Genomic DNA, 22,261 nt, shown 5'->3' on the forward strand with positions numbered 1-22,261 from the left:
CACAGTCCCCGCATGTTTAAAACTCCGTCAATCCCCGCCATGCGAGGTGCCGTATTGCGCCGCACCATACCGCCCCACAATGTTTAACAAGACATCAACGTCCCATAACAACCCATTGATAATACAGCATAACCCAATCTGTCCACGCGTGGACACCGCATAGAAAAGGGCGGAGCCTTGCAGCCCCACCCACGATTTTTCTCAAAAATCGCCTTGCTTTACTTAAACAACCCGTCCGCTTTCAGGCCCTGATAGCACTCATCAATCGAGGACGAGGCCCGATCAATCAGCACACCAATCTCATCAGTCGTGATCACCAGCGGCGGCGAGATAATCATCCGATCGCCCACATGCCGCATGATCAGATTGTTGGCAAAGCACCGCTCGCGGCAGCGATAGCCAACCGTGCCAACATCCGACGAAAACTTCGCCCGCTTTGCCTTATCCGGTGTCAAAGCGATCGAGCCCATCAACCCCACCAACTGCGCATCGCCCACCATCGGGTGATCCGCCAGCGCCGCCCATTTCTTCGCCAGATACGGATGTGCCACATCGCGGACATGCTCGACGATCTTTTCTTCCTGCAAAATCCGCAGGTTTTCCAGCGCCACCGCTGCCGCTACCGGATGCCCGGAATAGGTGTAGCCGTGGTTGAAATCGCCGTGGCTGCCTAGCACTTCCGCCACTTCATCACAGACGATCGAGCCGCCAATCGGCTGATAGCCCGACGACAACCCCTTCGCGATGGTCATAATATGCGGCTTGATCCCGAATGTGGTCGAGCCAAACCAATTTCCCGTCCGCCCAAACCCGGTGATCACCTCATCCGCGATCAACAGGATGCCATACTTGTCCACAATACGCTGAATCTCCGGCCAATACGTCGAAGGCGGCACAATAACCCCACCCGCGCCCTGCACCGGCTCACCAATGAATGCCGCGACATTCTCGACGCCCAACTCAAGGATCTTCGCCTCAAGTTCCTGCGCCCGCATCAGCCCGAACGCCTCGGGCGTCATCTCGCCACCCTGCGCCCAATAGTTCGGCTCGCCGATATGCACCACACCCGCGATCTTGCCGCCGTGATTGTGAATCGCCGACATGCCGCCCAATGATCCGCCACCCAAGGTAGAGCCGTGATAGCCATTGTGCCGCGCGATGATGATGCGCTTTTCGGACTGGCCCTTGATGTCCCAATAGCGCCGCACCATGCGGATATTGGTGTCATTGGCTTCCGAGCCTGATCCGGCAAAGAACACATGGTTCATGCCCTCGGGGGCAAGTTCGGCGATCTTCGCGGCCAAAGCGATGGCAGGCACATGACTGGTCTGGAAAAACGTATTGTAATAGGCCAACTGATCCATCTGCGCCTTGGCGACATCGCCCAATTCGGTGCGACCATACCCAATGTTGACGCACCATAGCCCCGCCATGCCGTCGATAATCTTGTTGCCTTCGCTATCCGTCAGCCAGACACCCTTGCCCGCCGTCATGATCCGCGCGCCCTTTTTGGCCAGCGCGGCGTTCTCGGTAAACGGGTGCATGTGATGGGCGGCGTCCAGCGCTTGCAGTTCCGCCGTCGGCATGTGGTTGGTGATTTTGTTCATCGCATGACCCTCTTGATACGTGCGGCCATGCCCGAATCCGGTGGCCTTTGGATCAGGATATGATCAAACGAGTCCGTGTTCAAGGAATTTGATCAAATTATTTCGAGGTCGTTTTACCCGCCTAAATCTCACCACGCTGCAACGCCGCGCGCACCTGATCCACGCCCTGCGCAATGTCGCGCTGCATCGCAGCCGACAGACCAGGCGCATCGCCTGCCCGCATCGCCGCGAGGGCCTCTTTATGCGAATCCGGCAGGCTTGTGGCCCCACTGTGGGACGACACCACCCGCAAACTCGGTCCAAACCGCAGCCAAAGCGAGCGCGCCATATCCAACAACACGCCCGCCCCTGCCGCCTCATACAGAGCAAAATGGAAGGCATGATTGCTTTGCAGATAACCCGAGACATCATCGGCGCGGATCGCAGCGTCCACCGCCAAATCCAACGCCTCTAGCTTGGCAATCAGTGCAGGCGTGATCACCGCCAGCCCCGCCAGATGCGGCTCTATCGTCAACCGCGCAAAGGCGACCTGATCAAGATCGCCCGCCGTAAGCCGCGGCACCGTCACCCGCCGATTGCCCTGCGGCAGCAATGCCCCCTCCGCCGCCAAGCGCCGGATCGCCTCGCGCACAGGAGTCATCCCGGCCGCCAGCCCGGCCGTCAGGCCCTGAATCGTCACTGGCTGACCCGGCTGCAAAACCCCAAACAGGATCATGTCACGCAGGCGGGCATAGGTCGTCTCATGGGTCGGGATTTTACGGGCGTCTTCGGTCATGCGGCCTGCACTCATTGCTTTAAGCGCCGTTTATGACGGCAATGGCCCGGGTTGCAAGCCCGGCGTTTGTCGCAGGCGTTTCTCATACGCCCGGATGATAGCCAAACCGGGTAAAATCAGCACTCGACCCCTGCCCGGTCAAATCATAAGCCACCATGGCCACGAAAGCCCCGGTAAACGAGGCATGCTCACCGCGCCCGCCTTCATCCGAGATCACCGAGGCGTCAAGCACTGGGCCGAGCGGCTGGGCTTCACCGCTTTGCGCCCAGAAAATCGGTTGAGTGGCACGATCAACCTTGACCGACAGCGTGATCGGGCCATCCGGCGGCGGCACAGGATCGCTGAACGTCAGCGCCTCGGTCACGTCACCGATGCACGACACAATCCGCGCGCAGCGGCCATACCCCGGCTCATGCGTAATCAGGACCGCGTGAAATTTGTGACAATTGTAATAGGTCGTCAGCCCCGCCGCACATTGCCAATTCGGCGGATCGGCCAAAACAACAGTCTCTGCCCGGTAGGCCTGATGTTCTTGCCTGCGCGCAACCAGCGCGTGCTCAAACCAACTGCCCAAACTTTCGCGCCCGGTCAGCCGCAACGCCGTTCCGGTCATCGGGAAAATCCGCAGAGGGTACGGCGTGCGCAGCCATTGAAACTCGGGCGGCAGTGCTGTGGTCAGATCATGCACGCCAATCGGGCCGGGCATACGTTCACGCCCCGGCAAAGTAGCGGGCGGCACCAGTCCACCGCCTTCAAGGTAAAGCCAATCTTCAAGCCAGACGCATTTCGCCAACCCAGTCTCGCGCCCCGTCGCGCAGAACAGCCCACGCGGCCCCTGCACGGGCCTGCCGCAGAGATGGCTGTGAAACGCCGCTCCATCGGGCCCCTCAACATATTGACCATGCCCCACCCGCTGGATCGGATTGACCGGCGCAAAGCGGGCGGTCATCAGGTGCTGATTGGGATGGGTTTCATAGGGCCCGTGCAGCTTGCGCGACCGCGCCATCGTCTCCGCATGATCGTAACCTGTGCCGCCCTCGGCTGTGGTCAGGTAATACCAGCCGTTGCGTTTGAAAATATGCGGCGCTTCGGTCAGACCCAGCGTGGTGCCAGTGTAGATCGTGGCAACCTCGCCCAGCAGGCCATGCTCGGGGTGCCATTGCAGCAATTCGATGCCATCAAAGCGATCATGGGCTCGGTTTAACCCCGAGACTGCGGGGCGATGGTTCCAGCGCATGTTGGTGAACCATTTGCGGCCATCATCGTCGTGAAACAGCGAAGGATCAAAGCCCGATGAGGTGACATAGATCGGGTCCGACCCATCGCCATCAATCGTCGCACAGGTGACGATGTAGTTGTGGGCATCTTTGAACGCCCCGTCGAGCCGCTTCACATCGGTATAAACCAGCCAGAACTTGACATCGGCATGGCTCAGGCAAGGGGCTCAGACGCCGCAACTGTCAGGATTGCCGCGCATGTCAAGCTGGCTCGCGCGGCTCAAGGGTCGGGATACCAGCCGCCAATTCACCAGATCGCGGGAGTGGTGGATTTGCACGCCGGGATACCACTCGAAGGTCGAGGTAGCGATGTAGTAATCGCCCGCCACCCGGCAGATTGAGTGATCGGCGTTAAAGCCACGCAGCACCGGGTTCTCGATCATTGTCATCCCTCTTGCTGGCGCTTCCGTCTTGGCAGACGTCATCGCTGACACTAAGCGACGACGCCTGTCAGGGCGGAGGAGCGGCTAGCGCAGCAAAGCCCGCGCCTGATCTGGCCCCAAAGCGGCGGGGCGGGTGCAGGTGGTGGTCAGGGTGATGAATTCCCCGGTCTCGCCCGAACGCAACGCCGCCGTCATCACATCAACGCCGTGCAATGTCCGCTCCAGCGAACAGCGCGCATCGCGGCCTTCGGTGATCGCCAGCACCATATCGGCCATCCCCGCCGTGCGATAGTTCGCCTGATCCTCGCCGCGATGGCCCTTCTGGTTGACGATGCTGAAAGGATGATCCCACGCCTCGACAGGGGTAAGCACCCCATCCCGCCCAGCGATTTCCAAAGGCCCGCCAAAGAAGTTCGGATCGGGGACATAGAGGGTGCCTTCGGTGCCATAGAGTTCAAAATGGTTGCGCTTGTGGTGCCAGACATCCCAGCTTGCCGAGAAGCTGATCGTAGCACCCGAATGAAACTCCAGCAAAGCCTGAATGTTGCTGGGGGTCTTCACCGCAATCTCTTGCCCTTCCCGGTCGCCCGAGCCGATCACACGGGTCGGTGTCGCCGAAGATGTCAGCGCGCCAACACGGCGCACCGGACCCAGCAGGTTGATCAGATTGGCGATGTAATACGGCCCCATATCCATGATCGGGCCCGCGCCGGGCAGGTAGAAAAACTCAGGGCTCGGGTGCCAGCTTTCCGGCCCGTGACCTTGGATCGCGGCGCAGCCGGTGGTGATGGTCCCCAGCTTGCCTTCGTCAATCAACGCCCGCGCCTGCTGATGGGTGCCACCCAGAAACGTATCCGGGGCACAGCCGACCGCAAGGCCTTTGCTGGCCGCCAGATCGCGCAAAGCCACGCCTTCCGCCAAGGTCAGCACCAAAGGCTTCTCGGAATAGGCATGCTTGCCCGCCTCCAAAATCCGCTTGGTCACTGCGTAATGCGCGTCGGGGATGGTCAGGTTGATCACCACATCGACGGCATTATTCGCCAAGAGGTCATCGACCGACTGCGCTGTCACCCCAAATTCAGCCGCCCGGGCCTGTGCGGTGGCCATGTTCATATCGGCCACGGCCCGCACGTCCAGCCCTTTGAACAACGACGCCAGCCTCAGGTAAGAGGTCGAGATATTGCCGCATCCAATGATGCCAATGCCTAGATTTACCATGATATGTCCTTACAGCTTTTCCGCAGAAACCAGCGAGCGGCTTGCAAAGCGCGCGTGGTCGGTGGGGTTGTCATGCTCCATCACGAAATTCGTGACGCCAATTTTGCGCAAAGCGGGCAGGATCGCCGCCCAATCCACCACGCCATAGCCGAGATCGGCCCAGCCATCTTCGGCCAGATTCTCACCCTTCGGGGCGATGTCTTTGACATGGGCGGCGATGAGGCGGGACTTGTGGTCAGCAATCCACGCCAACGGGTCCGCGCCGCCGCGCACCACCCAAGCCACGTCCATCTCCCACCCAAGGTCCGGCCCGCCCTCAAACAAAGCCGTTTGCGGAATGGCTCCGTCGGCGGTTTTGACAAATTCAAAGTCGTGGTTGTGCCAGCCAAATTTCAATCCAGCATCGCGTATTGGCCCGCCCGCCTTTTGCAACCGCGCGCCCAGATCGTGCCAGCCCTTGCCGGTGGTGGGGCGCTCATCGGGATGAATCCACGGCACGATCACCTGTTCCATCCCCAAAGTCTGCGCCACTTTGATTGCCCAGTCCGGGGTGTCTTCCACCTGGCCCAGCCCAAAATGCCCCGATGGCATCTTCAGCCCACAGGCTTGCAGACCAGCATGCAGATCGGTCAGGCCTGTGGGGTCGGCATAAAGCCCGCCAAAGCCTTCGACGGCGCGGTAGCCGGTTTGCGCCAGCATCTCCAAGGTCTTAGCCAAGGGCGGAAAGTTACGCGAGGAATAGAGTTGATAGCTGAACATGATGCCTCCTCAGGCAGTCGGACCATAGGTCGCGGAATGAAGGTCTCGGATGGTGAAACGGGGCTCCGCGTGGGCTTGCGCGGGGGTGAAGGTTATGGTGGCGGGATGACCGGGGAACAGCGTGATCGCGTTGTGTGAGAAGCGACCGGGCTGATCGGATTCGACCGCGACAAACAGCGCGAGGGCTTCGGCGGTGAGCGTGATCTCATAGCTGCCACCGGCTTCGCGGACCTGATGGCTCAGATGCGCAGGCAAAAGATCGTAGTTTTTGTAAGGCTTTGGCGCGAAACTATCGCCAGAAATCAACGTGTCGCCGTCTGACCAAGTGTACGCCAGCATCTCTTGCGGGCCGAGATCGGTGGCGTCGATTTTCAGCGCCAGAACGGCGGTGTCGGCGACGTTGACCGTGGCTTCCGACAAAGGGCGCGTAATGCCATCCATCGCCACGGCCATGGCTTTCACCGTCACATCCAGCGGCGCACCATCGTTGACCGCGCGCAATTCGATGCCGCCCGCAACGGGGACCGCAGACACCAGCACCGTATGGAAAAACTGTTTCGCCATATGGTGCAACAGCTTCCAGCCGCCGCCGTGATCAAGGCTCGACCACGAACACACCGGCCAAGTGTCATTCAACTGCCAGATCAGCGCGCCCATGCAATGCGGCTTCAACGATCGCCAATGTGTGACGGCGGTTTTGATCGCCAAACCCTGCTGGACTTGGCTGAGATAAACGAAATTCTCAAAATCCACCGGGAAGCGGAAATAGCGGAACATGGTTTCCGCAATCCGCGCATTGCCGCCGGCGTTTTTCTGATGGCTCTCCATCACCGGGGCGGCGATGTTGAAATCTTTCGGATCGGCGAATTTGCGGATCACGTCCATCGAAGGATAGCTTTGAAAGCCAAACTCTGAACAAAACCGGGGGCTTACATCGCGGTAGTGATCAAAATCGCGCCCCTCGTGCCAGACCGACCAGAAGTGCATGTCACCTTTTGAATCATCATGCCACGCATCGCCAAAATCCATCGGGCCAGGGCTGGGCGAGGATGGCCACCAGACCGCATCCGGCACCGCCGCTTTCAAAGCGGTTTCAATCGTGCGGTTCAGCCGGTCATAGCCGACCAGATACAAATCCCGATTGGCACGGGTTTCCGGGAACCATGTCAGCGCGCCGATCAACTCATTGTCACCACACCACAACACCAGCGACGCATGATGGTGCAGGCGTTTAGCCTGCTCGGCGACCTCAACCGCCACATCGTTCAGAAAGGCATTATCGGCGGGGTAAATGTGGCAGGAGAACATGAAATCCTGCCAGACCATCAGGCCGAGTTCATCGCAAAGGTCATAGAACCAATCCGGCTCGTAGCGCCCACCGCCCCAGACCCGAATCATGTTCATATTGGCGTCCACTGCCGATTGCAGCAGATCGCGGGTGGCCTCGGGCGTGATCTGCCCCGACAAGGCATCCTGCGGAATCCAGTTCGCGCCCTTGGCAAAGATATCGCGGCCATTGACGCGGAACTTAAAGCCCAGACCTACGGCATCTTTGACATTGACCAAGACGGCATCGCGCAGCCCGATGCGGCGGGTGAGGCTCTGATCGCCAAACCCGATCACCAGATCATGCAGCACCTGCGCGCCCTGCCCGGCTGGCCACCAGAGTTCGGGGTTCTCCACCACCAGCGCCGCCACAGCCTGCCAGCGCTGGACTTTGGCTTGGGCGGTGACACCACAGAGGGCGAAGGTCACTTCGACCCCCTCCGCCGCGCCTTCCATATCCGCCGTCACCGTCACCACGGCGCGATTGGCAGAATGGGATCGCGCGATGCCCACCGATGCAATCCGCGCCAGGCTCAACGGTTCAAGATAAAAATCGCCGTAAACCCCGAAACTACCCAGCGCGATGTTCCAATCCCAACCGAAATCGCAAGACGGTTTGCGCAGCATATTGCCGTTATGGATCGGGGTGTTGTTGGCGCTGAACGGCACGAAATACGGTTGCGCCGCTTGGCGTTTAGCGGCCTCCACCTCGGGCGAGCGAAAGGTGATTGCGATGTCATTCGCCCCCAGCCGCAGCACGGCAGACAGATCAATGCGGTAGCTGCGGAACATATTGTCCGAAGCCAGAACCGTCACCCCGTTCACCGCAATTTCGGCCACGGTGTCCAGCAACGACACCACTAGCACAAGGTCGGTGCGGCTGACATTGAAGCTGCGCCTGGCGACCCAATCGCGGCCACAAATCCAGCGCAGATCATATTCATTGCGGCCCCAATAGGGATCGGTAATCGCCCCTGCGGCGTGCAAGGCGGTGATGCCATCCCCCGGCAAAGCGAAAGCGACAGAATATGCGCCGCTTTCATCGCAAAGCGTCCAGCCTTCAGCCAAATCCATTGTCTTAGACCCGCTGTTCGGATGCGGTGTCGAAAATCGACGCCTTCGGAATATCCACCTTCAGATGCACCGGGGTGCCCGGTGCCATCCGGCGTTCCACCGGCACGCGAACCGACATTTTCAGACCGCCCTCGGCCTCCAGCCAGACCAGAGAATCCGCCCCCATCGGCTCGTCAATTTCCACCACCGCCGGGATTGTCAGACCGGGTTCAGCGTGGTCCTGAATGTGCAGATGCTCGGGGCGCAACCCAAGGATGGCTTTCGGGCGCTCCAAAATCGCACCGCCCTCATAGCCCGCAAGGTTGATCCTGGTGCTGGCAAACTGAAACGCCGCCCCACCGTCAATCGTAGCCCCATGCAGGAAGTTCATCGACGGGCTGCCGATAAACCCCGCCACGAACAGGTTCGACGGGCGGTTGTAGATTTCCTGTGGGGCGGCGAGTTGCTGGATCAGGCCGCCGCGCATCACCGCAATGCGGTCGGCCAAAGTCAAAGCCTCAATCTGATCATGCGTTACATAGACCATCGTGTTGTTCAGACGGCTGTGCAAGCGCTTGATTTCCACCCGCAATTCGCTGCGCAGCTTGGCATCCAAGTTCGACAAAGGCTCGTCAAACAGGAACACATCGACATCGCGCACCAAAGCCCGCCCGATGGCCACGCGTTGCCGCTGACCGCCCGACAAAGCCGCAGGTTTGCGGTCCAACAACGGCTCAATCTGCAAAATCCCCGCCGCCCGTGCGATGCGCTTGTCGATTTCGTCCTTCGGCATCCGGGCGTTTTTCAGGCCGAACGACAGGTTGCCGCGCACCGTCATCTGCGGATACAAAGCGTAGCTTTGGAACACCATGCCGATGCCCCGCTCGGACGGTTCGGCCCAGGTGACGTTCTTGCCCTTAATCCAAATCTCGCCGTCGGTGATGTCCAACAGACCCGCCAAGCAGTTCAGCAAGGTCGATTTTCCGCAACCCGATGGCCCCAGCAGCACGATAAACTCGCCCTCTGCGACGTCGATATTCATGTTTTTCAGCACCGAAACCGAACCGAAATTCAAGCTCAGGTCTTTGACTTGGATGGAATGGGTCTGGATCGAAGGAGTCTGGTTAGAAGGAGTCATGGGGTCAGCCTTTCACGGCGCCAGCAGCAATGCCGCGAACAAAGAGTTTGCCAGAGACGAAGTAGATGATCAGCGGCACAAGCCCCGTCAGCAACGTCGCCGCCATATTGACGTTATATTCCTTCACCCCCTGCACCGAGTTGACGATATTGTTCAGCTGCACCGTCATCGGGTAAATCTCGGGCTTGGTGAACACGACGCCGAACAGGAAGTCGTTCCAGATGCCGGTGATTTGAAGGATCAGCGCCACCACGAAAATCGGCAGACTCATCGGCACCATGATCTGAAAGTATATCCGCCAGAACCCGGCACCATCGACGCGGGCGGCTTTGAACAATTCTTCCGGCAAGCTGCTGAAATAGTTCCGAAACAGCAAGGTCAGGATCGGCATCCCGAAGATGGTATGCACAAGGATCAAACCGTAGAGCGTGCCGTAAATCCCCAATTCGCGCAGCAGAATCACGATCGGGTAAAGCATGATCTGATAAGGAATAAAGCTGCCGAAAATCAGGATGGTGAAGAACACTTCACTGCCTTTGAAGCGCCAGTTCACCAGCGCATAGCCGTTCACGCTTGCCACGATGATCGAGATAATCACCGACGGCACAGTGATCATCACCGAGTTCCAGAAGCCCCTTGAAAGCCCGTCACAATTCAACCCGGTGCAAGCCTGCGACCACGCCTTGACCCACGGCTGAAAGGTGATCTCGACCGGAGGGGCAAAGATATTGCCCATGCGGATTTCCGGCATGCCTTTCAGCGAGGTCATCACCATCACCCAAAGCGGCAGCAGGTAGTAGACTGACACCACAAACAAGGTGCCATAGAGCATGATATTGCCGCCAGAGAACCGCCGCTTCGGCTTGGCCCCGCGTGGCTGCACGCCCGTCGCGCCGTGACCCGCTCCGCCGTGAATTGCTACATCAGCCATGCTTTTTGCCCCCAAATTCCAGATAGGCCCAAGGCACCAGCACGATCAGCACCGACAGCAGCATCATCGTGCTGGCGGCAAAGCCTTGGCCAAGGTTTTGCGCGGTGAACATATAGCGATACACATACATTGCAGGCACCTGGCTGGCATTGCCCGGCCCGCCGGAAGTTTGTGCGACCACCAGATCGTACAGCTTGATGATGCCTGCCGCGACGATCACCAAAGTGGTCATAAACACCGGCCGCATCATCGGGATCACCACGAAGATGTAGGTTTTCCACTTTGGGATGCCGTCGACGCGAGAGGCTTTCCAGATATCTTCATCAATGCCACGCAGGCCCGCCAGCATCAGACACATGGTAAATCCCGTGCCCTGCCACAAACCAGCAATCAGCAAACCATACAAAACCGTATTTGGATTGTGCAGCGGATCGAAGGTGAAAGTCTCAAACCCCATCCGGCGCACCACCTCTTGAATCCCCATCTCGGGGTTCAAAATCCACTGCCAGACGAGGCCGGTGACGATGAAGGACAAAGCGAAAGGATACAGCATGATGGTGCGGAATGTGTCTTCAAAGCGGATTTTCTGATCCAGCAGCACCGCCAGCACAAAGCCCATCACGATGGTGAAGATCAGCGACATCACGCCATAAAACGCAAGGTTCCAGATAGCGGCATTCCACAGATCATTCGACCAAAGCCGCTTGTATTGGTCGATACCAACAAACTCCAACCGCGGTAACAGCTTGGAATTGGTGAAGGAATACAGCACCGTCCACAATGTGCCACCGACGAACACCACCATGGTGGTCAGCACCATCGGCACCGCCGCGACCTTGGCATTCAGGTTGCGAAACAGCCGCAGCCCCCTTGGTTTTCCTGCCATGCTCTACCTTCTCCCCCGCAAATCCGTACCTGGTCACAAAAGCGCCGCCCGAACGGGTCGGACGGCGCTTTTGCAGTGCAAGGCTTAAAGCCCGGTTTTCAGGATTTCGACGTAACGCGCTTGGGCATCTTCTGGGGTCATGTCGCCGCTCCAGAATTCGCTTTGCATGTCGCCCAGCTGCGTCTGCACATCCGGCGACCAAACCTGATCGCCAGCGGGCACGACATTGCCGGATTTCAGAATCTCAAGACCCTTTTTCATGCAATCATTGGCGGCAGACATGTCGATATCGCCCCGGATCGGCAGCGAGCCTTTCTTCAGGTTGAACGCCACCTGCACATCCGGGCTGACCAGCAGCGCCGCCAGACGTTTTTGTGCGGCTTCCTGATCGGGATCGGTCAGTTTCGGGAAATAGAACGCATCGCCGCCGGTCGAAAGGTAAGCGTTCAGCCCCAGCCCCGGCAGGCAGGTGTAATCCTTGCCGGCGACCTTGCCTGCCACCGCAAACTCACCCTGCGCCCAGTCGCCCATGATCTGACCCGCCGCTTCGCCGGTGATCACCATGTTGGTGGCTTGGTTCCAGTCTTGCACCGTCGATTTCGACGCCAGTTTGCGCGCATCCGCCGAGGCTTGGAACACCTTCAGCATCTCAGGACCCGCTGCGGCTTCCATATCTTTGTCGACGTTGACCTTCTTCCACAGATCAAGCCCACCGATGCCAACCGCAATCGCGTTGAACGCAAGGTTTGACTGCCAAGCCTGGCGGCCCAAAGCCAACGGGATCTTTCCAGCCGCTTCAACCTGTGGTGCCGAGGCTACAAATTCCGTCCAGTTGGTCGGGATCGGGATGCCCAGATCTTCGTAAATCTTGTTGTTGATCCACAGCCATTCCGGCGAGTGAATGTTCATTGGCGCACAGTAAACCTTGCCGTCAATCGTGCAACCATCCAGCAGCGAGATCGGGTTGATCACGTCGCGCCACTTGTTGGCTTCGGCCACATCGGTCAGATCCAGCATCAAGCCAGCCTGCACCAGCTCCAAAGCTTGCTGGCCGTGGTTGAACTGCGTCGCCCCCATCGGATCGCCGCCGGTGATGCGTGCGATCATCACCGGGCGGGCGGTATCACCGCCACCTGCAATCGCGCCATCGACCCAATGATCGCCCGATGCATCAAAGGCTTTCGCAAGTTCGGCCACCGCCGCCGCTTCGCCGCCAGAGGTCCACCAATGGGTGACTTCCAGATCGGTGGCATAGGCCCCGGACGGCAGTGCCACCGACAACAACAGGCCAGCAACCAGTTTCCAATTCTTCATAAGATCCTCCCAGATCATTAAGCTTTCGCGGTTTCTATATCGTTATAGTCCGATCCTATAACGTTATAGTTTTTTCAATCAAGCAATCTTTTCGCTTGTCGGTTGTAAAATTCTGCGCCTTGATGATTGTGGTATGTGCAGGATCTTCGGTTTGGGCGGTGCCGTTTGCGGGTGAGGAAGTCTCTGAAATTATGGGCAAGTTGGCGCGCTTTGCCATCGCAACTCATCGGGCATCCGCCGCAGGTCGCACCGGAAAAAGCGAATCACAGGGCTGGAAGATTGCGTGGATTACCGCCAAAAGAAGCGGCAGGGTTCGGGAATGGACGCGATGACAGAATCACCCCTGCCCCTTGTTGGGGCGGAACGGCCCACGCTGAAAACCATCGCCGCCGCCACCGGGCTTGCGATTGCCACGGTCAGCCGGGCGCTAAAAGATGCGCCCGATATTGGTGAGGAAACCAAGCGCCGCGTGCGCGAAACCGCGTTGAAACTGGGCTACAGGCAGAATCGCGCGGCTGTGCGTTTGCGCACCGGAAAGACCAATGTGATTGCCTTGCTGCTCTCGACTGAATCCGATGTGATGAACCACACCTCCAAGCTTTTATACTCGATCGCCGACGCCCTGCGCGGCACCGCCTACCACCTGGTGGTGATGCCGTTCTTTCGCGACCAAGACCCGATGGACCCGGTGCGCTATATCGTCGAGACCGAAAGCGCCGATGGCATCATCCTGAACCAGACCAAGCCCGACGATCCGCGCATCCGTTATATGACCGAGCATCACATCCCCTTCGCCACGCATGGCCGCACCGATATGGGGCTCGATCACCCTTATTTCGACTATGACAACGAAGCCTTTGGCCGCTTGGCCGTGCAAGCCTTGGCCGAACGCCAGCGCCGCCATGTCTTGATGATCGCCCCGCCGCGCAACCATATGTATGCCCGCCATATGATCATCGGGGCCAGCCAAGAGGCCGCTGCGCGCAATATGCGATTTGAATTGGCAACCGAAATCACCTCGGACAGTTCTGCCGATGATATCGAAATCGCCATTGCCTGTCGGTTCGCAAGCTCCCCCCCCGATTGCATCATCGCCGGATCAACCACGGGCGCGATTGCAGCGGTGGCCGGGGCCGAACGTGTCGGCTTACAGATTGGCCAAGATTTCGATGTGGTGGCAAAAGAGGCGATCCGCCTGTTGCACCGCTTTCGCAAAGAGATGATCGTGGTGCAAGAAGATGTGGCGCGTGCCGGGAACTTTCTGGCCCGCGCCGTGATGGCCGCGATAGAGGGCCGCGCGCCGGATCAGGGACAAGCACTGGAAGTGCCGCAAGCCACGGACTTCCGCACGGGAAATTAGGGAGAGACCATGAAAACGATCAAAGGCCCGGCGCTGTTTCTGGCGCAATTCGCAGGCGATGCAGCGCCGTTCAACTCATTGGATGCCATCACAAAATGGGCCGCCGACTGCGGTTACAAAGGCGTGCAGATCCCATCATGGGACGCGCGGCTGATTGATCTTGACCGCGCCGCCAGTTCAAAAACCTATTGCGATGAAATCAAAGGCATCGCTGCCGCGAATGGCGTGCAGATCACCGAACTCTCCACCCACCTGCAAGGCCAGTTGGTCGCGGTGCATCCCGCCTATGACACCCAGTTTGATGGCTTCGCCGCCCCAGAAGTGCGCGGCAACCCGCAAGCCCGGCAGGAATGGGCGGTGGATCAAGTCACCAAAGCCCTGACCGCCTCCAAAAACCTTGGTCTCACCGCGCATGCCACCTTCTCGGGCGCGCTGGCTTGGCCCTACCTCTACCCATGGCCGCAGCGTCCCGCAGGTCTGGTCGAGGAAGCCTTCAATGAACTCGCCCGCCGCTGGACGCCGCTGCTGGATCACGCCGATGCCTGCGGTATTGATCTATGTTATGAGATTCACCCCGGCGAAGACCTGCATGATGGCATCTCGTTTGAGATGTTTCTGGAGCGTGTCAACAACCACCCCCGCGCCAACATGCTATACGATCCCAGCCACTATGTGCTGCAACACCTTGATTACCTTGAGCATATCGACATCTACCACGAGCGGATCAAGATGTTCCACGTCAAGGATGCTGAACTCAACCCCACAGGCCGCCAAGGTGTCTATGGTGGCTTTCAATCCTGGATCAACCGCGCGGGCCGCTTCCGTTCGGTGGGCGATGGTCAGGTCGATTTCGGCGGCATCTTCTCAAAACTGACGCAATACGGCTTTGACGGCTGGGCAGTAGTGGAATGGGAATGTTGCATCAAGCATCCCGAAGACGGCGCGCGCGAAGGTGCTGCTTATGTCGCCAAACAGATCATCCGCGTCACCGAGAAGGCGTTTGACGATTTCGCCGACGCGGGCACCGACCGCGCCGCCAACCGCCGCATGTTGGGATTGGAGTAGATCATGGCCATCACCGCAGCCCACACCGCACGCGCCCCCCGCATCCGCCTTGGTATGGTGGGCGGCGGGCGCGGCGCTTTCATCGGTGCCGTCCACCGCATCGCCTCGCGCATTGACGATCAATACGAACTGGTCGCAGGCGCGTTTTCGTCAGACCCCGAACGCTCCGCCGCCTCTGCCGCCGATCTTGGGGTTCCGCGCAGCTATGGGTCATTCACCGAAATGGCGCAAAAAGAAGCCCGCCGCAAAGACGGCATCGAGGCTGTCGCCATCGTCACCCCCAACCACATGCACGCCCCCGTCGCTTTGGAGTTTCTGAAGCGCGGCATTCATGTGATCTGCGACAAACCGCTGACCGCCACCTTGCCCGAGGCCAAGAAACTGGCGAAAGCCGCCGAAGCCTCTGGCGTGGTCTTCGCCCTCACCCACAACTACACCGGCTACCCGATGATCCGCCAAGCCAAAGCCATGGTGCAGGCGGGCGATCTGGGCGACATTCGCCTTGTGCAGGTCGAATACGCGCAAGACTGGCTGGCGCACGAGGTGGACAACAAGCAGGCCGATTGGCGCACCGATCCGGCCCGGTCCGGCGCGGGTGGATCGACGGGGGATATTGGCACCCATGCGTTCAATCTTGCAAATTTCGTCTCCGGCCTGAGCCTCTCCGAACTCGCAGCCGACCTGCAAAGCTTCGTTCCGGGCCGCCGTGTCGATGACAACGCCCATGTCCTGCTGCGCTACACCTCAGGTGCGCGTGGCATGCTGTGGTGTTCACAAGTGGCTGCGGGGCAAGAAAACGGCCTGCGCTTGCGGATTTACGGCACCAAAGCCGGGATCGAGTGGGAGCAAGAAAACCCCAACTACCTCTGGGTCACGCCCATCGGGGCGCCGCGCTACCGCCTGACCCGTGGCGGCGCTGGCACCGGCGATGCCGCAGCCCGCGTCACCCGCATCCCACCCGGCCATCCCGAAGGCTATCTGGAAGGCTTCGCCAATATCTACGCCGAGGCCGGACGCGCCATTATCGCGCGGCGCGACGGCAGCCTACTGGATAGCGCGGTCAGCTTTCCGGGGCTGAAAGAGGGCCTTGAAGGCGTCGCCTTTGTCGATGCCTGCGTGCGGTCTTCGGGTAAGAATGGCGCTTGGACGAAACTGGCGCTGTAACACCGCCTGCCCCCCGCGCAACCGGAATTTTCGAAAATTCCGGCACGATTTTTCTCAAAAATCGGCTGCGCGGGGCTCAAACGTTGCGCAACCGATCCCGGTTCTGAGCCAGCCAAAACGCCGTCAGCACCGTCGGCGCATTGGAAATCTCGCCCGACCCCACCAGCGCCATCAGCCGCTCAAAGCTGATCAAATGGCCGCGAATATCTTCCGCCTCACCATCCACCCCAAACACCCCCGCCGCCGTGTCCGGCAGATCGGTCAGCGCGACAAACGAATACAGGAACTCGGCAGAACACCCCGGCGTCGGATAATAGCGCGCGACCGGCAGCAGATCCGTCAGCACCAAGCCCGCCTCCTCCACCGCCTCGCGCTTTGCCGCCGCAACAGGCGTTTCCCCCGGATCAATCCGCCCCGCTATCGCCTCGATCTGCCAAGGTTGCGGATCGCCGCGCAGATAGGGGCCAGCGCGGAACTGATCAATCACCAAAACCCGGTCACGCACGGGGTCATAAGGCAGCACCGTCACCGCATCGCAGGCGATGAACCCGGCCCGCGTCACCTGCGGGCTCATGCTGCCGTCAAAGCGCCGGAAACTGACGTCGATCTCCTCCATCGCGAAAAACCGCGCGTAGGGTTCGCGCAGCGCCGCAACCGCCACATCCCCCGCCTCGGCATGATGGCGCAACGCGGTCGGCGCACCGCGTGATGCCCGCACCCGAGACGCCCCCCGCGCCAACATCTGCTCAAACCGCGCCGCCACTGCACGCGGCGGCTTCACCCCGAACAGCGCCAGATAATCCTTGGCCATCGCCACAAACTCCGCGCCATAAATGCGCTGCCAATCGGCCAAAAGCCAAGGCGCGCCACGGCTGCGCGGGCAATCTGATACGTCCGCAATATATACAAAAGCCTCGATTGCACCCTCGGCATGGATCACCTGCATGGGATGCGCGCGAAAGCCAAAGCCGCCCTCAAAGAAATCCAGTCGCGCCACATCGAGATCAGAGTCTGCGTGCAACAATATCCCCTCTGCCTGCGCGCCCATCAGGGGCGCGAGGATCGGAAAGCTGCTGTCCTTAGCCCAAAACAACGCATGATCGGCAAGCGCCGCAGATTGAACTTCGAAAGCATGCCCCAGCACCGCTTCCAACAGCGGCAAATGCCGCAACGTGCCGCAGAAAAAGTAACGCCTGCTCAAGACCAGCGCTTCCCGGCCCATTCGCTGGCCAGCCCTGCGACAACGCCGCCGATCAGGATCACCCCCAGCATATCCGGCACCACCAGCATTTTGCCGTAATCAAACATCAGCTGGAAAACCCCCAAAACCGCTTCCATCGGGCCGTCATACATCATCCGCATGGATTTCTTCAGCATGAAGTACAGCGAAAACGCCAACAGCGCCCAAAACACCAGAATCAGCGCCGTCACCAGCCCGGCGTTGATCGCCTCGCGGTAGCCTTTGCGCGTCAGCTTGCCCATCACCAGCCAACCGGTGATAAAGCCAATCGCTGCCGTGATCTCGCGGAAATAGCCCAAAGGTGTGCCCTCGGGCAGATATTTCACAAACGTCTGCGCTGCGAGAAAACCCAGAAGCGCATAGGCAACCGCAGCGACAAGTTTTGAGGCAGTGGGCATGGCGATCCTTCATCTGTACAAGCCAGACCGCCCTGCCGCGTCTAGCCAATCGGCCGCGTCAGGGTGATCTGCGTTACATCGCAGTTTCCGCCCTCAAACGTGCCAGCACAAGAGGCGAGATAAAAGTTCCACATCCGCCGGAATCTCTCATCAAAGCCAAGCCCAGCCGCTTCGGCCCAGCGCGCGTTGAAACTGTCGTACCAGCGCCGCAAAGTCTGGCTGTAGCTTTTGCCAAACTCAATCGAGCCTTTCACCTTCAGCCCAGCGCGTTCCGCCTCGCGTTTCAGCACCGAAGGGCTGGGCAACATACCGCCGGGGAAGATGTATTTCTGAATGAAATCAACAGCCTTACGATAAGTCTCAAACCGCGCTTCCTGCACGGTGATGATCTGCAACGTGGCATGACCGCCGGGCTTCAAACGATCCCGCACGGTGTCAAAATACACCGGCCAATACTTCTCACCCACCGCCTCAAACATCTCGATACTGGCAACCCCGTCATAAACCCCGGTCTCGTCGCGGTAGTCTTGCAGCTTGATTTCCACCTTATCCTGCAGCCCCAACCGTTGCATCCGCGCCACGGCATAATCGTGCTGCGCCTGACTGATCGTCAAAGCCGTCACCCGCAGCCCGCGTTCTTTCGCGGCATATTCGGCAAAACCACCCCAGCCGCAGCCGATCTCCAGCACATGATCGCCGGGTTTCGCCCCCATCTGATCGACCATCGAAGCATATTTTTGCGCCTGCGCGGTTTCCAAACTCTCTTGCCCGGTGCGATAAATCGCCGCCGAATAAGTCATGCTGTCATCCAGCCACAACTTGTAGAAATCATTGCCCAGATCGTAATGATGCGCGATGTTCTTCTTGGCTTGGGTTTTCGAATTCGATTGCAGCCAAAACCGAAACCGCTCAAACGCACGCACCAAAGCCATGCCGGGAAAGGCATCATAAACCGCGCTATTGCCCTCATGCATCAGATCCATGAACGCCATCAGATCGGGGCTGGACCAGCCGCCTTCGACATAAGCCTCACAAAACCCCAGATCACCCTCACGGATCAGCCGCGCGAACAGGTCAGCATCGTGGATGTCGATCCGCGCCACAGGCCCCGGAGCAGCGCCTTCAATGCGAAACTGCCGCCCATCGGGCAAGCCAAACTCCAACCTTCCGCGTTGCAGCTTTTTCGCCATGTCAAATACGGTTGCGAAGTAGCGCGGCAACCGCTTTTGGCCTTTGGTTGTCGTCAACACGGTCATCATTCCCTCGCATCTGTATCTGTTTGCGCAGCGCCATCTCCGCGCGCGGCATAGGCCGCAAGCGCGCGCGCACGCCCCTCAGCCAATGTCACAATCGGGGCCGGATAAGCCCCGGTGCGCGACTGCCACGCCTTTGGCACAGCGGCAAAATAACTCAACGCATCAGCCCCCGGCTTGGCCGAGATCTCTGCAATCCAGCGTCGCCGATATGCCGCATCGCTGTCAAATTTTTCGGCCTGACCTGTCGGGTTAAACACCCGGAAATACGGTGCCGCATCGGGGCCAGAGCCTGCAACCCATTGCCAGCCCATCGCATTGGATGCCTCATCCCAATCAGTCAGACATTCGGCAAACCACGCCTGCCCGATCCGCCAATCCGTCAGCAGATGCTTGGTCAGGTACGACGCCACCACCATCCGTGCGCGGTTATGCATCCGCCCAGTCACATACATCTCACGCATCGCGGCATCGACAAACGGCTCGCCGGTCATGCCCCGTCGCCAAGCCTCGGCGTCGCGGTTGTCACCGCGCCACGGAAAGGCGTCCCAGCCCTCGCGCCAGCTTTGCGTCAGGATATGCGGCGAATGATGCATCAGATGATACGCAAACTCGCGCCACACCAACTCCTTGCAAAAATGCTCCGCCCCCGCATCACCCTGATGTAAAGCCCGCTGCCCTGCCGCCCAAATTGTCCGCGGCCCGATCTCGCCCCAAGCGAGGTTCTCCGACAGCCCCGAGGTCGCGCCGATCACCCCCGGAAAATCCCGCGCCGCCTTGTAGCGGTCCACCGCCGTGTCGATAAACGCGTCCAACCGCGCCAGCGCCGCCGCCTCGCCCACCCGCTGATGCGGCAAACACACCGCCGCCCCGCGCCGCATTGCCGCGCCCATCTGCCAGTCGGCCAAATCGTCGGACTCAGGCCAAACCTGCGGCGCACGCATCGCCGTCACCGCAGGCACGGGCGCTGCAAAACCCCGCGCCGACACCGCCCGCCAGAACGGCGAATACACCTTGTAATAGCCGCCCTGCCCGGTCGCCACCTCCCAAGGCTCAATCAGCAAAGCCCCCGGAAAACTATCCGCCACCAGCCCCTTACCGCGCAAATCCGCCTTCACGCTTGTATCGCGTGCAACCGCCTGCGGATCATACATCCGCTGCCACATCACACCAGCAGCCCCGGTTTCCGCAACCAGCCCTTGCAAAACAGCGAGCGCATCGCCGCGCCGCAAAATCAACCGCTGCCCAATGGCAGCCAGCGCTTCCGCAAACCGCGCAAGCCCCAGCCCCAACCGCCATTTCGCAGCCGCCCCCAAAGCCTCGGCCTGTGCATCCAGCACAAATACCGGCAGCAATGGCCGCCCCGTCGCCACAGCCGCCGCCAACATCGGGTGATCTGAAAGCCGCAAATCCCGCCGAAACCACAAAATCAAAGGCTGATCTGCCATCACATCCCACACTATTTCAAACTCTTACGCAGCCAAGCCCTGATCAGATCACAAGTTCATCCTCTGTGCACAAATATCCTGCGGGGGAAGCGGAGCGGGGGGCGCAAAGCCCCCCCGATTTCCGCAACGGAAATCGTCCACGATTTTTCTCAAAAATCGCTACAGCACCCGGTCCAGCGCAGCGATCAACTGCGTAACCTCCGACGCCGAGGTATAATGCACCAGCGACATCCGCAGCACCCCCTGCTCCAGATCAACCCCCATCGCCGTCAACGGCCGCACCGCATAAAAATCGCCCGCCCAACAGGCAATGCCCTCACGCCCCAAAGCCTCTGACACAGGCTCCGCCGCGCGGTCCAGCACCACCGCCACCGTCGGCGCGCGCGCCTCAGCCGCCCTTGGCCCGATCAGCCGCAAATCATTGCGCGCCGCAAGATAGTCCAGCAGCGGTGCCACCACCGCCACCTCATGACTGCGCATCAGATCATGCACCGCCCGGTTCCGCACCGCCGCATCCGCCTCGGCCGCAAAATGATGCCCATGCAACGCGTCAATGTAATCCGCCATCCCCGCACAAGCCGCGATCTGCGCATGATCCGGCCCGGCAGGGGTGAACCGCTTATAAAGCGACCCGGCATTGAAATAATGCCCCTGCGCCGGCAATTCAGCCCCAAACTCCTCGGAGATCAGCATGATCCCCTGATGCGGTCCGTAAGTTTTGTAGGCCGAGAACAAATACACATCGCAGCCCAAGCTTGCAAAATCCGGCAACCCATGTGGCGCATAAGACACCCCATCCACCACCACCCGCGCACCAGCCGCCTTTGCAAGTGCCGAAATCGCCGCCACATCATTGATCTCGGCCACCACGTTCGAGCAATGCGGCAAACATACCAACCGCACTTTGCCATCCGCCAACAGCCCGCTTAAATCCGCCGGGTCCAAACTCCCCGTCTGCGGATCAATCTGCCACTCGCGCACCTCGATGCCCTCGTCCGCCAGCCGCCGCCACACGCCAGAATTCGCCTCATGGTCCTGATTTGTCACCACAATCGCGGCTTTCGCCCCGCGCAGCCAAACCCGCACCGCCTGTGCGAGCACATAGGTATTGGCCGAGGTTGAAGGCCCAAACGACACCTGCTCCGCCTTCACCCCCATCAGCCCAGCCAACCGATCCCGTGCCTCATCCATCTCAGCCCCGCCCGCCTGCGCCCCCGGATAAGGGCCGTAAGGTTGCACTTTGCGATCCAGATAAAACCGATGCAGCCGGTCCACCACCTGACGGCAGGGATAAGACCCGCCAGCATTCTCAAAAAACGCATGGCTGCCCAGCACAGCACTGTCAAAAGCCGGAAACTGGCTGCGCACGAAATTCAGATCAAGTTGGGTCATCAGACATCCCTTTTGCGGTTAAAGACAACGGCCCAGGCTGGTTCCACGGATAAGCAAAGGCCGTGGCAGGTCTTCCAGCCAAGCCGCAGCCCCGCACAGGCGCTGTGGCAGAACCCGCATGACGCAGGCACGAAGCAAACTTAGCCAAGGATTGACAAGGCGTAAACCCCCTCTCAATCCCCTAAAACTTGTCTAAAATTTGCTTTCATCTTGGCGCAAATACTCCACGGGGGTGCAGGGGGTGTGAAACCCCCGCTTCCCCGGCCAGCAAAGC

Annotated in this window: 18 protein-coding genes and 1 pseudogene; 3 read left to right on the forward strand and 16 right to left on the reverse strand. The window is 59.8% G+C overall.

The features are described 5' to 3' along the window. Positions 1 to 218: 218 nt before the first annotated feature. The 11 genes and pseudogenes from ACP7AP_RS09940 to ACP7AP_RS09990 form a co-directional block, all read right to left on the reverse strand. Positions 219 to 1,607, reverse strand: a complete 1,389-nt coding sequence (locus tag ACP7AP_RS09940; RefSeq protein ID WP_426034056.1) for an aspartate aminotransferase family protein — start codon at positions 1,605 to 1,607, stop codon at positions 219 to 221. A gap of 121 nt (positions 1,608 to 1,728) precedes the next feature. Continuing rightward, the gene (locus ACP7AP_RS09945; RefSeq protein ID WP_426034057.1) at positions 1,729 to 2,382 is read right to left on the reverse strand and encodes a GntR family transcriptional regulator; all 654 of its coding nucleotides are present in this window, start codon (positions 2,380 to 2,382) and stop codon (positions 1,729 to 1,731) included. Positions 2,383 to 2,464: 82 nt separating this feature from the next. Further along, positions 2,465 to 3,088 (reverse strand): hypothetical protein, encoded by a 624-nt coding sequence (locus ACP7AP_RS09950; protein WP_426034128.1) that lies wholly within the window; start codon positions 3,086 to 3,088, stop codon positions 2,465 to 2,467. Between the two features lie 72 nt (positions 3,089 to 3,160). After that, a pseudogene (locus ACP7AP_RS09955) lies at positions 3,161 to 4,084 on the reverse strand (glycoside hydrolase family 43 protein); the annotation flags it as partial. A 42-nt stretch (positions 4,085 to 4,126) separates the two neighbouring features. After that, a complete protein-coding gene (locus tag ACP7AP_RS09960; RefSeq protein WP_426034058.1) occupies positions 4,127 to 5,260 on the reverse strand; it encodes a Gfo/Idh/MocA family protein in 1,134 nt (377 codons plus the stop codon). 9 nt (positions 5,261 to 5,269) lie between these two features. After that, positions 5,270 to 6,019, reverse strand: a complete 750-nt coding sequence (locus tag ACP7AP_RS09965) for a sugar phosphate isomerase/epimerase family protein (protein WP_426034059.1) — start codon at positions 6,017 to 6,019, stop codon at positions 5,270 to 5,272. 9 nt (positions 6,020 to 6,028) lie between these two features. Further along, complete coding sequence (locus ACP7AP_RS09970; protein ID WP_426034060.1) at positions 6,029 to 8,419, reverse strand: beta-mannosidase; 2,391 nt, start codon at positions 8,417 to 8,419, stop codon at positions 6,029 to 6,031. A gap of 4 nt (positions 8,420 to 8,423) precedes the next feature. Further along, positions 8,424 to 9,536 carry an ABC transporter ATP-binding protein gene (locus ACP7AP_RS09975; RefSeq protein WP_426034061.1) on the reverse strand — a complete coding sequence of 371 codons (1,113 nt, stop codon included), beginning with the start codon at positions 9,534 to 9,536 and terminating at the stop codon, positions 8,424 to 8,426. 4 nt (positions 9,537 to 9,540) lie between these two features. Then, the gene (locus ACP7AP_RS09980) at positions 9,541 to 10,467 is read right to left on the reverse strand and encodes a carbohydrate ABC transporter permease (RefSeq protein WP_426034062.1); all 927 of its coding nucleotides are present in this window, start codon (positions 10,465 to 10,467) and stop codon (positions 9,541 to 9,543) included. Then, positions 10,460 to 11,353, reverse strand: a complete 894-nt coding sequence (locus ACP7AP_RS09985) for a carbohydrate ABC transporter permease (protein WP_426034063.1) — start codon at positions 11,351 to 11,353, stop codon at positions 10,460 to 10,462. The genes ACP7AP_RS09980 and ACP7AP_RS09985 overlap by 8 nt, the downstream gene beginning before the upstream one ends. A gap of 84 nt (positions 11,354 to 11,437) precedes the next feature. Continuing rightward, the gene (locus tag ACP7AP_RS09990; RefSeq protein ID WP_426034064.1) at positions 11,438 to 12,667 is read right to left on the reverse strand and encodes an ABC transporter substrate-binding protein; all 1,230 of its coding nucleotides are present in this window, start codon (positions 12,665 to 12,667) and stop codon (positions 11,438 to 11,440) included. Positions 12,668 to 12,995: 328 nt separating this feature from the next. Between ACP7AP_RS09990 and ACP7AP_RS09995 the strand changes: the two genes are divergently transcribed. Genes ACP7AP_RS09995 through ACP7AP_RS10005 form a run of 3 tightly spaced genes read left to right on the forward strand, consistent with a single transcriptional unit; the run spans position 12,996 to position 16,256 of the window. After that, on the forward strand, positions 12,996 to 14,027 hold the full coding sequence (locus ACP7AP_RS09995; protein ID WP_426034065.1) for a LacI family DNA-binding transcriptional regulator: 1,032 nt from the start codon (positions 12,996 to 12,998) through the stop codon (positions 14,025 to 14,027). A gap of 9 nt (positions 14,028 to 14,036) precedes the next feature. Continuing rightward, entirely contained in the window at positions 14,037 to 15,092 is a 1,056-nt protein-coding gene (locus ACP7AP_RS10000; protein ID WP_426034066.1) for a sugar phosphate isomerase/epimerase family protein, read from the forward strand. Between the two features lie 3 nt (positions 15,093 to 15,095). After that, positions 15,096 to 16,256: a Gfo/Idh/MocA family protein gene (locus tag ACP7AP_RS10005; protein ID WP_426034067.1), complete on the forward strand. Its 1,161-nt coding sequence runs from the start codon at positions 15,096 to 15,098 to the stop codon at positions 16,254 to 16,256. Positions 16,257 to 16,332: 76 nt separating this feature from the next. Here the strand turns inward: ACP7AP_RS10005 and ACP7AP_RS10010 are convergent, their stop codons facing one another. The 5 genes from ACP7AP_RS10010 to ACP7AP_RS10030 form a co-directional block, all read right to left on the reverse strand. Then, the gene (locus ACP7AP_RS10010) at positions 16,333 to 17,457 is read right to left on the reverse strand and encodes an NUDIX domain-containing protein (protein ID WP_426034068.1); all 1,125 of its coding nucleotides are present in this window, start codon (positions 17,455 to 17,457) and stop codon (positions 16,333 to 16,335) included. Next, positions 17,454 to 17,894 carry a TrgA family protein gene (locus ACP7AP_RS10015; protein WP_426034069.1) on the reverse strand — a complete coding sequence of 147 codons (441 nt, stop codon included), beginning with the start codon at positions 17,892 to 17,894 and terminating at the stop codon, positions 17,454 to 17,456. Before ACP7AP_RS10015 ends, ACP7AP_RS10010 begins: the two co-directional genes overlap by 4 nt. 41 nt (positions 17,895 to 17,935) lie before the next feature. After that, a complete protein-coding gene (locus ACP7AP_RS10020) occupies positions 17,936 to 19,150 on the reverse strand; it encodes a class I SAM-dependent methyltransferase (protein WP_426034070.1) in 1,215 nt (404 codons plus the stop codon). After that, positions 19,150 to 20,595 carry a cryptochrome/photolyase family protein gene (locus tag ACP7AP_RS10025; RefSeq protein ID WP_426034071.1) on the reverse strand — a complete coding sequence of 482 codons (1,446 nt, stop codon included), beginning with the start codon at positions 20,593 to 20,595 and terminating at the stop codon, positions 19,150 to 19,152. The genes ACP7AP_RS10020 and ACP7AP_RS10025 overlap by 1 nt, the downstream gene beginning before the upstream one ends. 159 nt (positions 20,596 to 20,754) lie before the next feature. Continuing rightward, entirely contained in the window at positions 20,755 to 21,987 is a 1,233-nt protein-coding gene (locus ACP7AP_RS10030; RefSeq protein WP_426034072.1) for an aminotransferase class V-fold PLP-dependent enzyme, read from the reverse strand. Between the last annotated feature and the right edge of the window lie 274 nt (positions 21,988 to 22,261).

It is taken from the genome of Cypionkella sp. TWP1-2-1b2 (genome assembly GCF_049896245.1).
In the GTDB taxonomy this organism is placed as follows: Bacteria; Pseudomonadota; Alphaproteobacteria; order Rhodobacterales; family Rhodobacteraceae; genus Cypionkella.

Bases quoted from the DNA above. Each gene is read 5' to 3' on its own strand.
- ACP7AP_RS09940 (WP_426034056.1), bottom strand. From the start codon at position 1,607: ATGAACAAAATCACCAACCACATGCCGACGGCGGAACTGCAAGCGCTG.
- ACP7AP_RS09945 (WP_426034057.1), bottom strand. From the start codon at position 2,382: ATGACCGAAGACGCCCGTAAAATCCCGACCCATGAGACGACCTATGCC.
- ACP7AP_RS09950 (WP_426034128.1), bottom strand. From the start codon at position 3,088: ATGCCCGGCCCGATTGGCGTGCATGATCTGACCACAGCACTGCCGCCC.
- ACP7AP_RS09960 (WP_426034058.1), bottom strand. From the start codon at position 5,260: ATGGTAAATCTAGGCATTGGCATCATTGGATGCGGCAATATCTCGACC.
- ACP7AP_RS09965 (WP_426034059.1), bottom strand. From the start codon at position 6,019: ATGTTCAGCTATCAACTCTATTCCTCGCGTAACTTTCCGCCCTTGGCT.
- ACP7AP_RS09970 (WP_426034060.1), bottom strand. From the start codon at position 8,419: ATGGATTTGGCTGAAGGCTGGACGCTTTGCGATGAAAGCGGCGCATAT.
- ACP7AP_RS09975 (WP_426034061.1), bottom strand. From the start codon at position 9,536: ATGACTCCTTCTAACCAGACTCCTTCGATCCAGACCCATTCCATCCAA.
- ACP7AP_RS09980 (WP_426034062.1), bottom strand. From the start codon at position 10,467: ATGGCTGATGTAGCAATTCACGGCGGAGCGGGTCACGGCGCGACGGGC.
- ACP7AP_RS09985 (WP_426034063.1), bottom strand. From the start codon at position 11,353: ATGGCAGGAAAACCAAGGGGGCTGCGGCTGTTTCGCAACCTGAATGCC.
- ACP7AP_RS09990 (WP_426034064.1), bottom strand. From the start codon at position 12,667: ATGAAGAATTGGAAACTGGTTGCTGGCCTGTTGTTGTCGGTGGCACTG.
- ACP7AP_RS09995 (WP_426034065.1), top strand. From the start codon at position 12,996: ATGACAGAATCACCCCTGCCCCTTGTTGGGGCGGAACGGCCCACGCTG.
- ACP7AP_RS10000 (WP_426034066.1), top strand. From the start codon at position 14,037: ATGAAAACGATCAAAGGCCCGGCGCTGTTTCTGGCGCAATTCGCAGGC.
- ACP7AP_RS10005 (WP_426034067.1), top strand. From the start codon at position 15,096: ATGGCCATCACCGCAGCCCACACCGCACGCGCCCCCCGCATCCGCCTT.
- ACP7AP_RS10015 (WP_426034069.1), bottom strand. From the start codon at position 17,894: ATGCCCACTGCCTCAAAACTTGTCGCTGCGGTTGCCTATGCGCTTCTG.
- ACP7AP_RS10020 (WP_426034070.1), bottom strand. From the start codon at position 19,150: ATGACCGTGTTGACGACAACCAAAGGCCAAAAGCGGTTGCCGCGCTAC.
- ACP7AP_RS10025 (WP_426034071.1), bottom strand. From the start codon at position 20,595: ATGGCAGATCAGCCTTTGATTTTGTGGTTTCGGCGGGATTTGCGGCTT.
- ACP7AP_RS10030 (WP_426034072.1), bottom strand. From the start codon at position 21,987: ATGACCCAACTTGATCTGAATTTCGTGCGCAGCCAGTTTCCGGCTTTT.